General features: G+C 30.2%; 9 protein-coding genes. All 9 read right to left on the bottom strand.

Features of this window, described 5'->3' with window-relative positions:
- Window positions 1-129 precede the first annotated feature (129 nt).
- Window positions 130-3,927: a phosphoribosylformylglycinamidine synthase gene (locus tag Q5F54_RS01575; protein ID WP_302333892.1), complete on the bottom strand. Its 3,798-nt coding sequence runs from the start codon at window positions 3,925-3,927 to the stop codon at window positions 130-132.
- 205 nt (window positions 3,928-4,132) lie between these two features.
- On the bottom strand, window positions 4,133-5,407 hold the full coding sequence (gene purD, locus Q5F54_RS01580; RefSeq protein WP_288526311.1) for a phosphoribosylamine--glycine ligase: 1,275 nt from the start codon (window positions 5,405-5,407) through the stop codon (window positions 4,133-4,135).
- Window positions 5,408-5,417: 10 nt separating this feature from the next.
- Complete coding sequence (gene purH / locus Q5F54_RS01585; protein ID WP_302169856.1) at window positions 5,418-6,950, bottom strand: bifunctional phosphoribosylaminoimidazolecarboxamide formyltransferase/IMP cyclohydrolase; 1,533 nt, start codon at window positions 6,948-6,950, stop codon at window positions 5,418-5,420.
- Window positions 6,943-7,536: a phosphoribosylglycinamide formyltransferase gene (purN, locus tag Q5F54_RS01590; protein ID WP_302333893.1), complete on the bottom strand. Its 594-nt coding sequence runs from the start codon at window positions 7,534-7,536 to the stop codon at window positions 6,943-6,945. The genes purH and purN overlap by 8 nt, the downstream gene beginning before the upstream one ends.
- Window positions 7,530-8,600, bottom strand: coding sequence for a phosphoribosylformylglycinamidine cyclo-ligase (gene purM / locus Q5F54_RS01595; protein WP_288526313.1), 1,071 nt, complete (start codon window positions 8,598-8,600; stop codon window positions 7,530-7,532). The genes purN and purM overlap by 7 nt, the downstream gene beginning before the upstream one ends.
- Window positions 8,594-9,961, bottom strand: a complete 1,368-nt coding sequence (purF, locus tag Q5F54_RS01600) for an amidophosphoribosyltransferase (RefSeq protein WP_281538382.1) — start codon at window positions 9,959-9,961, stop codon at window positions 8,594-8,596. The genes purM and purF overlap by 7 nt, the downstream gene beginning before the upstream one ends.
- 11 nt (window positions 9,962-9,972) lie before the next feature.
- Complete coding sequence (gene purC / locus Q5F54_RS01605) at window positions 9,973-10,668, bottom strand: phosphoribosylaminoimidazolesuccinocarboxamide synthase (RefSeq protein ID WP_281538383.1); 696 nt, start codon at window positions 10,666-10,668, stop codon at window positions 9,973-9,975.
- A 6-nt stretch (window positions 10,669-10,674) separates the two neighbouring features.
- Window positions 10,675-11,151 carry a 5-(carboxyamino)imidazole ribonucleotide mutase gene (gene purE / locus Q5F54_RS01610; protein ID WP_281538384.1) on the bottom strand — a complete coding sequence of 159 codons (477 nt, stop codon included), beginning with the start codon at window positions 11,149-11,151 and terminating at the stop codon, window positions 10,675-10,677.
- 240 nt (window positions 11,152-11,391) lie between these two features.
- Window positions 11,392-12,723, bottom strand: coding sequence for an NCS2 family permease (locus Q5F54_RS01615; RefSeq protein WP_281538385.1), 1,332 nt, complete (start codon window positions 12,721-12,723; stop codon window positions 11,392-11,394).
- Window positions 12,724-13,047: the final 324 nt, after the last annotated feature.

A 13,047-nucleotide genomic window follows, 5' to 3' on the forward strand; every position in this document is an offset into this window, starting at 1 on the left:
CCTCCCTTGTAATCATGATTACATATATTAGATGCACGATATATTAATAGAGTTGCATTTTATTTTTTATTTTTACATAAAAAAAGAATAGCATATTGATAAATCAATATACTATTCTTTTCTTGATTCTTATTTAAAGTAATTTACTCCAGATTCAAATATCTTTTGATCCTTTTCACCTATTATATTCTTTATAACATACTCTCCTATTCTCTCAGAGTGGCCCATCTTACCAAATATTCTACCATCAGCACTTGTTATACCTTCAACTGCATAAGTTGAACCATTTGGATTAAAATCTATATCATACGTAGCATTATCATTGAAATCTACATACTGAGTTGCTATTTGACCATTAGCTATTAACTGTCTCATAACTTCTTCACTAGCAACAAATTTACCTTCTCCATGAGATATTGCTATACTGTGAGTATCTCCAACTTCTGTAGCTTTAAGCCATGGAGATTTATTCGACGCTATTCTTGTTCTAACTATCTTAGATTGATGTCTACCTATGTTATTATAAGTTAATGTAGGTGCATCAACTGTAGTTTCTCTTATTTCACCATATGGAACTAATCCAAGTTTTATAAGTGCTTGGAATCCGTTACATATCCCTAGCATTAATCCATCTTGCTTAGTTAAGAATTCATTAACAGCTTCAGCGACTTTAGGATTTCTAAATACTGTAGCCATAAACTTAGCTGAACCATCTGGCTCATCACCTGCACTGAACCCTCCTGGTAACATTATTATTTGTGACTTACGTATTTGGTTAACTATAGTTTCTATAGAGTCTTCTATATCTTTATATGTTAAGTTTTTAAACACTTCTATATTTGTGTTTGCTCCTGCTTTTTCAAAAGCTCTTTGTAAGTCGTATTCACAGTTTGTTCCAGGGAACGTTGGTATGAATACTCTTGGTTTTGCTATAGTTATAGATGATTTTTTAGCTTCACCTTGAGATATAAAGTTTATAGTCTCTATCTTTTCTTTTATATCCACTGACTTAGTTGGGAATATAGGTTCTAGTGTTTCACAATGAGCATTATATAGTTCTTCTAATGATATTTCTTCATTTTCTATTATTATACTTTGTTCTTCTGTTGTAGACCCTAGTGCTATATAGTTATATCCCTCTAATAAACTTAAATCTTCATTTGCTAATTCAAGTACTATATTTCCATAGTTCGGTTTAAATAAATCTTCTACACCTTCATTAAACTTAAATCCTATTCTATTACCAAATGCCATTTTACTTATAGCTTCCCCTATACCACCAAATCCAAGTGCATATGTTGATAATACCTGTTTATTGTGTATAAGTTCTGTTACTTTATCTAGGTTTTTCTTTAACATTTCAAAGTCAACTACATCATTTTCTAATCTATCTGTTGATAACATTACAACTTGTGAATTAGTTTTCTTAAATTCTGGTGATACTACATAATCTGCATCCACAGTATCCACAGCAAATGATACTAATGTTGGTGGTACATCTATATCTTTAAATGTACCTGACATACTGTCTTTTCCACCTATTGCAGGTATCCCAAGTCTATTTTGAGCATAATATGCACCTAAAAGTGCTGCAAATGGTTTACCCCATTTCGTAGGGTTATCCCCAAGTTTTTCGAAATACTCTTGTAAAGTAAGTCTTATCGAATCATATTTACCCCCAATAGCCACAGCTTTACACACAGATTCAACTACTGCATATAATGCACCGTGGAATGGGCTCCATTTTCCTATTTTAGGGTTATATCCATATGTCATTATTGTTGAAGTATTAGTTTCTCCACCAAGTACTGGTATTTTTGCTACCATACCTTGAGCTTCTGTTGCTTGATACTTACCACCAAATGGCATAAGTACAGTATTTGAACCTATTGTATTATCAAATCTTTCTACTAATCCTTTTTTAGAACAAACATTTAAGTCTGATAATACTTCCATAAATTTATCTTTTATATCTTCTTCTATAGCTAATTCACTTTCTCTTTCTTTTAACTCACTTTTAAAGAATGTGCTTTCTTCGTTAACTTTATCAACATGAACTTTAGTAGTTTGTTTAACTCCATTTGTTTCTATGAAATTTCTACTCATATTAACTATTGCTTTACCATTCCAGAACATTCTCATATATCCAGTATCAGTTACTGTAGCTACATGAGTTGCCTCTAAGTTTTCTTGTCTTGCTAAGTCTATGAATTTATCTTTATTAGAAGCATTTATAACAACTGCCATACGTTCTTGTGATTCTGATATAGCTATTTCAGTTCCATCAAGTCCATCATATTTTTTAGGAACTAAATCTAGATTTATATCTAAATTATCTGCAACTTCTCCTATAGCAACACATACTCCACCTGCTCCGAAGTCATTACATCTTTTTATCATTTGTGCTACTTCTTTATTTCTGAAGAATCTTTGTATCTTTCTCTCATTTGGTGCATCTCCTTTTTGAACTTCTGCGCTACAAGTAAGTATTGATTCTTCGCTATGCTCTTTAGATGAACCTGTAGCTCCTCCACATCCATCTCTTCCTGTTTTTCCTCCAAGAAGTATAACTATGTCACCATTTTGTGGAACTTCTCTTACTACATTTTCTTTAGGAGCTGCAGCTATTACTGCACCGATTTCCATTCTCTTTGCAACAAAGTCTTCATCATAAACTTCTGCAACTTGACCAGTTGTAAGTCCTATTTGGTTACCATATGAACTATATCCATGAGCAGCCTCAGTAGTTATTTTTCTTTGCATAAGCTTACCTGGCAATGTATCTTCTAAAGTTGTTCTTGGATCTGCACTTCCTGTTACTCTCATTGCTTGATATACATAACTTCTTCCTGATAATGGGTCTCTTATTGCTCCACCTAAACAAGTTGCAGCTCCACCAAATGGTTCTATTTCTGTTGGATGGTTGTGCGTTTCATTTTTGAACATTACTAAATATGGTTCTACTTTTCCATCTATTTCAACATCAACATTTATACTACAAGCATTTATTTCTTCACTTACATCTAAATCTTCTAATTTACCTTGTTTTCTTAATTCTTTCATAGCTATAGTTGCTATATCCATTAAGCATATATCTTTTTGTCTATCTACATAAACATTTTTTCTTGATTCAAGATACATATCATAAGCTTCTTTTATTATATCTGTGTACTTACCACTTTCTATTTTTACATCTTCTATTTCAGTCATGAATGTCGTATGTCTACAGTGATCTGACCAATAAGTATCTAATACTTTTATCTCTGTTATTGTAGGGTTTCTCTTTTCAGTATTTTTAAAATATCCTTGAACATGAGCTAAATCCCCTAATGTCATAGCAAGTCCGTTATTCTTTAAAAATACTTTTAACCCTTCTTCATTTAAATCTATAAATCCATCTAATATTTCTACTTCTGTAGGCACTTCTGTTTCCATCTTTAAACTTTCTGGTTTTTCTAAAGAAGCTTCTCTACTATCAACTGGATTTATTATATAATCTTTTATTTTATCAAACTGTTCATCTGTTATATTTCCTGTTAATATATATAATTTAGCAGTATTTATTTCTGGTCTATTACCTTCATTTACTATTTGTATACATTGAGCTGCCCAATCTCCTCTTTGATCATATTGACCTGGAAGATATTCTATAGCAAATACTCTTTTCCCTTCATTAAACTCTAGTGTTTCATGATAAACAATATCTAAGTTAGGCTCTGAAAATATTGTTTTTGCTGCATTTTCATATACTTCCCCATATATTCCTTCTATGTCATATCTATTTAAAATTCTTACGTTTTCTATAGTATCTATGTGTAAACTTTCTATTAAATCCTTTTTTAAAGCTTTAGCTTCAAGGTCAAATCCTTGTCTTTTTTCAACTAATATTCTTCTAACACTTGACTCTAAACTTATAGTACTTAACATATCTTTTCTCCCTTTTTATATAATTAAAATGACAATACTAACTAGGTAGCTCGTTAACACATTGCTCAAATATATGATTTAAACAACCTGGTAACGAGTCACTTATTATAAGTCAGATTTTATGACTTAAATTTTATTATTTAAGCCATAAAATCTATTTTTTAATTAAATCCCTAACTATTTTATCTAATTTTAAGATTTATACTTAAAAAGATATTTCTTCACAAAACTTAATCCCTATATCAGTTCTATAATGCATTCCTTCAAAGTTTATTTTCTCTATATTTTTATATACCTTTTTAGCAGCTTCTTCTACACTGCCTGCACTTGTTGTTATTCCTATAACTCTACCACCATTAGTAACTAAGTTTCCGTCTAACATCTTAGTTCCACTATGAAATACAACTATATCTTCATCTAAATCTTCAAGGCCAGTTATCACTTTACCTTTTTCATAATCTTCTGGGTATCCACCTGATGTAAGCATTACACAAACAGCTTCTTCTTTTTTATAATTAATTTCTATATCTTTTAATTTATTATCTAATATAGCTTCCATTATTTTATGTAAGTCAGTTTCTAATCTGAATAAAACAGATTGAGTTTCAGGATCTCCAAATCTTACATTATATTCAAGTACCTTTGGACCATCTTCAGTTATCATAAGTCCTATAAATAATACTCCTTTATAATTTAAATTATCTTTTTTGAAACCTTGTAAAGTTCTATTTAATACTTTCTCACTTATTTCTTTAGACAACTCATCTGTATAGATTTCACTTGGAGAAAAAGTACCCATTCCTCCTGTATTTGGACCTTTTTCAAAGTTGTATACTTTTTTGTGATCTTTAGCACTTACCATAGGAACTATTGTATCGTTATCTACAAATGCTAATATAGAAGTTTCAATACCTGATAAAAACTCTTCTATTACTACTTTATCCCCCGCACTTCCAAACTTTTTATCACTCATCATTTCCTTTAAAGTATTTATAGCATCTTCTCTATTTTCTGGTATTACAACACCTTTTCCAGCTGCCAACCCATCAGCTTTTATGACCACTGGATATCCAAAACTATCGATTTCGCTTATAGCTTCATCTAAATTTGTATATTCTTTATATTTAGCAGTTGGTATATTATGTCTTATCATAAAGTCTTTAGAAAATGATTTACTTCCCTCAAATGTAGAACATTCTTTGTTTGGTCCAAATATTTTAAGACCTTCTTTTTCAAATTCATCTACTATACCATTTACAAGGGGAACCTCTGGTCCAACTACAGTTAAGTCTATATTATTTTCTTTTGCAAACTTTACTAAATTTTCTATATCACTGTCACTTATATTTACACATTGCGCAACTTTTGCTATCCCTGCATTACCTGGAGCACAATAGATTTTTTCAACATTATTTTCTTTACTTAATTTCCAAGCTATGGCATGTTCTCTTCCACCACCGCCTACAATTAATATTTTCATAATTTACCCCCTAGTGTTTAAAGTGTCTTGTTCCTGTAAACACCATTGTCATTTCATATTTATCACAAGCATCTATTGAGTCTTGATCTTTTATTGAACCACCAGGTTGAACCACTGCACTTATTCCATATTCATTAGCTAATGTAACACAATCATCAAATGGGAAGAATGCATCTGAAGCAAGTACTGCACCTTTGAAATCTTTATCCTTGTTATTTTCTAAGGCATTTTTAAGTGCCCATATTCTTGATGTTTGACCACACCCTGATGCTAAAGTTTGACCATCTTTAACTATAACTATGGCATTTGATTTCATGTTTTTAACTATTTTCATACCAAATTCCATATCTTTAAGTTGCTCTTTAGAAGGTTTCACTTTTGTTACTGTTTCATACTTATCAGCTAATACATTATTTTTATCTTGTATTAATAACTTACCATCTAAATACTTCATATCGTATGGTTGTAAACTCTCTTCTATTTTAGCTAATTTTAATACCCTTAAGTTTTTCTTTTGTCTTAAAACATCTAAAGCTTCTTCTGTAAAATCATAAGCTACTACTATTTCTAGGAATATTTCATTTAACTTCTTAGCAGCTTCAACATCTACTGTTGAAGTTATCCCTACTATTCCACCAAATATTGAAACTGTATCAGCTTCATAACATTTTGTATAAGCTTCTAAAGCATTAGCTCCAATTCCTACTCCACATGGATTGGTATGTTTTATAGCTACTGAAACAACTTCTTCACTATCTTTAAATTCTCTCATAACTTCTAAGCATCCATGTAAATCATTTATATTATTAAAAGAAAGTTCTTTTCCGTTTAATTGTTCATAATTTAATATTGGATTTTTCGCATTTGGTTGGCTATATAAAATACCTGCTTGATGTGGATTTTCTCCATATCTTAAAGTTTGTTCCTTTTGGAAAGTTAAATTAAGTATTTCTGAGTACTTATCACCTACTTCATTAGCAAAATAAGTAGATATAAGAGCATCATATCTTGCTGTAGTTGAGAATGCCTTATAAGCTAGCCTTTTTCTATCTTCTAAAGTTAACTCATTATTTTTTAGTTTTTCTATTATAGTGTCATAATCAGCTACATCAACTATTATTGTTACATCTTTATAGTTTTTAGCAGCAGAACGTATCATAGATGGTCCACCTATATCTATGTTTTCTATCATTTCTTCATGGCTTTTTCCAGCTTTTAAAGTTCCTTCAAAATCATATAAGTTAACTACTACTAAATCTATAGAACCTATATTGTATTCATTTACAGTATCCACATGAGATTTTTCATCTCTTTTATAAAGTATTCCACCATGTATATATGGATTTAATGTCTTAACTCTTCCGTCTAGCATTTCTGGGAATTTTGTAACTTCGTCAATTGTTATTGCATTTACCCCATTCTCTTTTAGTATCTTAAATGTATTACCAGTAGATATAACTTCATATCCTAGATTGTTTAATTCTCTAGCAAATTCAACTACTCCACTTTTATCTGTCACACTTATTAATGCTCTTTTACTCATTTATAAACACTCTCCTACCCTGAATACTTAATTTATTTTCACAGAACAATCTTATACTTTCTTTTAAAATTCTATGTTCAACTTCTAAAACTCTTTTTGCAAGAGACTTTGCATCATCATCTTGTTCTACATTTACAGTTTCTTGCATTATTATTGCTCCAGTATCTGCTCCCTCATCTACAAAATGTACTGTAGCTCCAGTTACCTTCGCACCATAATCTATAACACCTTGGTGTACCTTTTCACCGTAATACCCCTTTCCACAGAAAGAAGGTATTAACGATGGATGAATATTTATTATTTTATTTCTAAATTCATCTACAAATTTAGGAGTTATTATTTTTAAATACCCTGCTAAAACTATTAAATCTATGTTATTTTCTTTTAATAGCCCTATTATTTTATCTTCATTAGTTTCATAAACGGCTTTAATACCACTTAATCTAGCCCTTTCTAAACCATAGGCATTTTCTTTATTTGAAATAACAAGCTTTACTGTACCATTTATTCCACCTGATTTTGTTTCATCTATAATAGCTTGTAAATTTGTACCTCCACCAGATATTAAAACTCCAATGTTTAACATAAATTTACTCCTTCATGAGTATCAACAACTTCACCTATTATATAAGCTCTATCTTTCATTAATTCAGTATATTTTGCATCTACATGTATTTCTTCTTCTCTATTATTTATAAAATTAACTACTTCTTCAGCTTTATCTTTTTCAACTACCATAACTAATCCGATTCCCATGTTAAAACTCTTATGTAGTTCTCTTTCATCTATAGCATTGAAGCTTTCTATTAGTTTAAATATCGCTGGCTTTTCCCAAGAATTTTTATTTATATCTATTCCTAAACCTTTAGGTATAACTCTTGGTATATTTTCTATAACTCCACCACCAGTTATATGAGCTATCGATTTTATATCATATTGTTTTAATAAATCTAATACTAACTTAACGTATATTTTTGTTGGAGTTAATAAAGCTTCTCCTAAATTCATTCCTAATTCTTCTATATGTTGATCTAACTTATAGTTATATGTATCTAAGAATATTTTTCTTATGAAAGAGTATCCGTTACTATGTACCCCACTTGATGATATCCCTATTAAAACATCCCCTGCTTTAACATTTTGACCTGAAATTATCTTCGCCTTATCAGCTATACCAACAGAAAATCCTGCTAAATCATAATCATCTTCAGCATACATTCCTGGCATCTCAGCAGTTTCTCCACCTATTAACGCACATCCTGCCATTTTACATCCATCTACTATACCACCAACTATTTGATTTATATTTTCTGCAACTAATTTTCCAGTAGCTATATAATCTAAAAAGAATAATGGTTTAGCGCCTTGACATATTAAATCATTGACACACATTGCAACTAAATCTATCCCTACTGTATCATGTTTATCCATCATTTGAGCTAATCTTAATTTAGTACCAACTCCATCAGTAGAAGAAAGTAAAACTGGTTCTTCCATGCCTACAAATTCCTTTAGGCTATATAGTCCACTAAAGTTTCCTAAATCACCTATTACATTATTATCATAAGTAGATTTTATTTTCCCTTTTATAAGATCTACTGCTCTGTTTCCCTCGTCTATATCTACACCTGATTGTTTGTATGTTAACATGAAAGTAGTTCCTCCCTATCTAATTTCTTAACTGGATAATCTCCATCAAAGCAAGCTTTACAAAAAGTAGCTTTATTTTCTGTAGCTTCTATCATTAAATCTATATCTAAGAATTTTAAAGAATCACACCCTATATATTCTCTAATATACTCTACATCATTACCTGAAGCTATTAGGTTTGAGCGATGCGGTGTATCTATACCATAGTAACAAGAGTACTGTACTGGAGGAGATGTTATTCTTAAGTGAATTTCACTAGCACCTGCATCTCTAAGTGATTTTACTATTAGTTTAGAAGTTGTTCCTCTAACTACAGAATCATCGACTAAAACTATAGATTTACCTTTTACTACATTTGATAATGGATTTAATTTTATCTTAACCCCTATTTCTCTTTCTTCTTGAGTAGGTTTTATAAATGTTCTACCTACATATCTATTTTTAACTAGGCCTTCACTTAAAGGAAGTTTACTTTCATTAGAATAACCTACTGCTCCTGCCCATCCTGAATCAGGAACTGGTACTACTATATCAGCTTTTATATCCTCATCTTTAGCTAATACTTCTCCACATTTAACTCTAAAGTCATATGCATTTACATTATCTATAGTTGCATCATTTCTTGCAAAGTAAATATGTTCAAATATACAACTTTTCTTAACTGGTTTATAATTTTCAGAGTAGAAATAAGATTTAAGCTTACCATCTTTTGCAACTATTATTTCACCAGGTTCAACATCTCTTATTACTTCTCCACCAAGTATATCTATTGCACAATTTTCTGAAGCAAATATATACTCATCACCTTTTTTACCTAATACTAAAGGTCTAAATCCATGTGGATCTCTAACTGCTACTAACTCATCTTCTCCCATTATTACAAGAGAGTATGCTCCCTTTATATAGTCCATAGTTATTTTTATACTTTCTACTATATCTCCCTTATAGTATCTAGCTAATATATATAAAATCACTTCTGTGTCAGAATTTGCTTGAAACATATATCCATCTTCTTCTAACATATCTCTTAAGTAATTTGCATTTACTAGATTTCCGTTATGAGCTAGGGCTAATTCTCTTTTTCTACATCTTCCAACAAGCGGTTGACAGTTTGCTAAATGGCTTCCTCCAGCTGTTGAATATCTAACATGCCCTATACCTATATTTCCTTTTAAGTTTGCTAGCTCACTTTCTTTAAATACATCTCCAACTAAGCCCATATCTTTTTTATAATTTATATTGTCACCATTAGATATTGCCATTCCACAACTTTCTTGGCCTCTATGTTGAATTGAATATAAAGAGTAATATAATTCTTTAGCTATATCTTTATTTGAATAAATCCCTACTATACCACACATAAAATGTCCTCCTAGTTACTCATTCTAGCAAGAACTTCTTCATAACCTTGTACTAAATCTCCAAGATTTCTTCTGAATCTGTCTTTATCTAATTTTTCATTTGTGTCTACATCCCAAAGTCTACAAGTATCAGGAGATACCTCATCCGCTAATATTATATTTCCTTCACTATCTTTCCCAAACTCTAATTTAAAGTCTACTAACTTTAAGTTCATTTTTAAGAAAAATTCCTTCATAATTTCATTTATTTTTAAGGCTTCATTTCTTAAGAATTGTAATTCTTCTCTAGTAGCTAATTTCATTGCTACAGCATGGTCATCATTTAACATAGGATCTCCGTATGCATCATTTTTGTATGATAATTCGAATATTGGCTCATCTAAAACTATACCTTCTTCTACCCCATATCTCTTGCAGAATGATCCTGCTGTTATATTTCTTACTATTACTTCAAGTGGTAGTATTTCAACCTTCTTAACTAACATTTCTCTTTCTGATATTTTCTTTACGAAGTGCGTTTTGATTTGTTCCTCGTGTAACATTTCAAATATTATTGTAGAAATTTTATTATTTAAAATACCCTTTGATGATATTTGAGCTTTTTTCTCCCCATTGAATGCAGTTGCATCATCTTTAAAATAAACTATAAACTCATTTTCACTTTCTGTAGAATATACTTTTTTTGCCTTTCCTTCATATAATAACATAATAAATTACCCCCTTAAGTTTTTATCATCTTCTAGTACTTTTTCTTCCATTTCTTTTCTATATAAAACTAAATCTTCTTTTACTTTTGGATATTTAATACTCATAATTTGAAGTGCCATTAATGCTGCATTTATACCTGAATCTATTGTTACTGTTGCTACAGGTATACCTGGCGGCATTTGAACTATTGATAAAAGTGAATCTAAACCATCCATTGTCGATGATTTTATTGGTAAGCCTACTACTGGTATTAATGTGTGAGAAGCTATTACTCCAGGTAAATGTGCTGCTTTTCCTGCTGCTCCTATTATTACGTCTGTATCATTTTCTATTTCTTCTAAAAATGATACTAATTGCTTTGGTGTTCTATGTGCTGACAATGCTCTTACAGAAACTTCTACACCAAATCTTTCTAATAACTTTATCCCCTCTTCTAATTTAGGATAATCTGACTTTGACCCCATTATTACAGCTACTTTCATGTTTACCCCTCCATAAATATGATGTGTCATTCATTTTTTTGAAACCATCCGAATATTATTAAGTATTAATATTTTAATATTCTTTGTATTCCGTAATATTGTATTTATATTTTATTATATATTTCATAAATTATCAAGCATTTTACGAACTTTAACTTTAAAACTTTATTAATAATTCGTATATTATTATTAATTTTAAAAATTAAAAAGCCTAGCACTTTTTAGTGCTAGGCTAGTTTATTATTTTAAGAATACAAATTTTAATATAAATAATATTGAAAGTAATATTAACGATAAGTTTACTTCACTCTTCTTATTAGTAGCTAATTTTAAAACTGTGAAAGATATTATACCAAATATTATTCCATCAGCTATACTATAAGCAAGTGGCATCATAGCAAATGTTAAAAATGCTGGTATTGCATTTGTGAAATCGTTAAAATCTATCTTTGTAAGCGAACTTGCCATCATAACTCCTACTAATATAAGAACTGGCGCTGTTGCTTGCGTTGGTATTGATGTAAATATCGGTGCAAAGAATAATGCAAGTAAGAACATTACTCCTGTTGTTATTGATGTTAGTCCTGTTCTTCCACCTTCACCTATTCCTGATGCACTTTCAACATATGCAGTTACTGTAGATGTCCCAATTAAAGCTCCTATTGTAGTTCCTATAGCATCTGCAAATAATGCTTGCTTAGCTTTTGGAAGCTTACCATTTTCATCTAACATATCTCCTTTTGAAGCAACTCCTACTAAACATCCTACTGTATCAAATAAATCAACGAATAAGAATGTAAATACAACCACAACCATATCAAAGCTAAATATTTGATCCATTGGAACTGATAAAGCTTGCATAAATATCGGCTTTATTGATGGAACAGCTGATACTATTGCATTTGGTATTTGTACAAGTCCTGCTACCATACCTATTGCTGATACAACTACCATAGCTAAAAGGAATGCTCCTTTAACATTTTTAGCTAATAATATCCCAGCTAGTATTAAACCAAATAAAGTTAATAATACTAATGGATCTGTTAAGTTTCCTAATTGAAGTATTGTAGCTCCGTTAACTACTATACCTGCATTAGCTAATCCTATAAATGCTATAAATAATCCTATTCCAGCCGTAACCGCATGTTTTAATACAGGTGGTATACAGTCTATTATTTTTTCTCTAACGTTTGTTATTGTAAGTAATATAAATATAATTCCTTCTATTAATACTGCACATAAAGCAAATTGCCAACTATATCCCATTCTTAGAACTACTGTATATGCAAAGAATGCATTAAGTCCCATTCCCGGAGCTAAAGCTATTGGATAATTTGCTAAAAGTCCCATTGCACAACTTCCTATAAATGCTGCTATTGCTGTTGCAGCAAATACCGCACCCTTATCCATACCTGTTTCTGAAAGTATGTTAGCATTTACAACTAGTATATATGCCATTGTCATAAATGTTGTTATTCCTGCTATTACTTCTGTTTTTACAGAAGTGTTATTCTCTGATAATTTAAAAGTTTTATCTAACCAACTTTTTTTATTTTCTTGAATTGCCTGCATTTTTACCTCCGTCCAATTTATAGTTCGTTTGTTAACTAATCTTACATTAGTAATTATATTATATAGTTCTATTTTTTGCAAGTATTTTATTGTTTTTTCACCTTATAGTTCGTAATTATAATTTATTTTTTATATTTTTCATCATTTTATTAACTTTATCACTTATTATCATCTAAAAATACGAATTATAAATTAAAATATGTTTTTAGACATTTAACGATATTACTATTATCTTTTAATACTTAAATAATGACATCAAAACTTTATAAAACCTGAATTGTATAATTAAATCAGACAAATATATAAACAAAAAAAGACACTTAT

Origin of the sequence: uncultured Romboutsia sp. (assembly GCF_958366745.1) — a bacterium.
GTDB classification, from domain to species: domain Bacteria; phylum Bacillota; class Clostridia; order Peptostreptococcales; family Peptostreptococcaceae; genus Romboutsia; species Romboutsia timonensis.

Bases quoted from the DNA above. Each gene is read 5' to 3' on its own strand.
- Q5F54_RS01575 (WP_302333892.1), bottom strand. From the start codon at position 3,927: ATGTTAAGTACTATAAGTTTAGAGTCAAGTGTTAGAAGAATATTAGTT.
- purD (WP_288526311.1), bottom strand. From the start codon at position 5,407: ATGAAAATATTAATTGTAGGCGGTGGTGGAAGAGAACATGCCATAGCT.
- purH (WP_302169856.1), bottom strand. From the start codon at position 6,950: ATGAGTAAAAGAGCATTAATAAGTGTGACAGATAAAAGTGGAGTAGTT.
- purN (WP_302333893.1), bottom strand. From the start codon at position 7,536: ATGTTAAACATTGGAGTTTTAATATCTGGTGGAGGTACAAATTTACAA.
- purM (WP_288526313.1), bottom strand. From the start codon at position 8,600: ATGTTAACATACAAACAATCAGGTGTAGATATAGACGAGGGAAACAGA.
- purF (WP_281538382.1), bottom strand. From the start codon at position 9,961: ATGTGTGGTATAGTAGGGATTTATTCAAATAAAGATATAGCTAAAGAA.
- purC (WP_281538383.1), bottom strand. From the start codon at position 10,668: ATGTTATTATATGAAGGAAAGGCAAAAAAAGTATATTCTACAGAAAGT.
- purE (WP_281538384.1), bottom strand. From the start codon at position 11,151: ATGAAAGTAGCTGTAATAATGGGGTCAAAGTCAGATTATCCTAAATTA.
- Q5F54_RS01615 (WP_281538385.1), bottom strand. From the start codon at position 12,723: ATGCAGGCAATTCAAGAAAATAAAAAAAGTTGGTTAGATAAAACTTTT.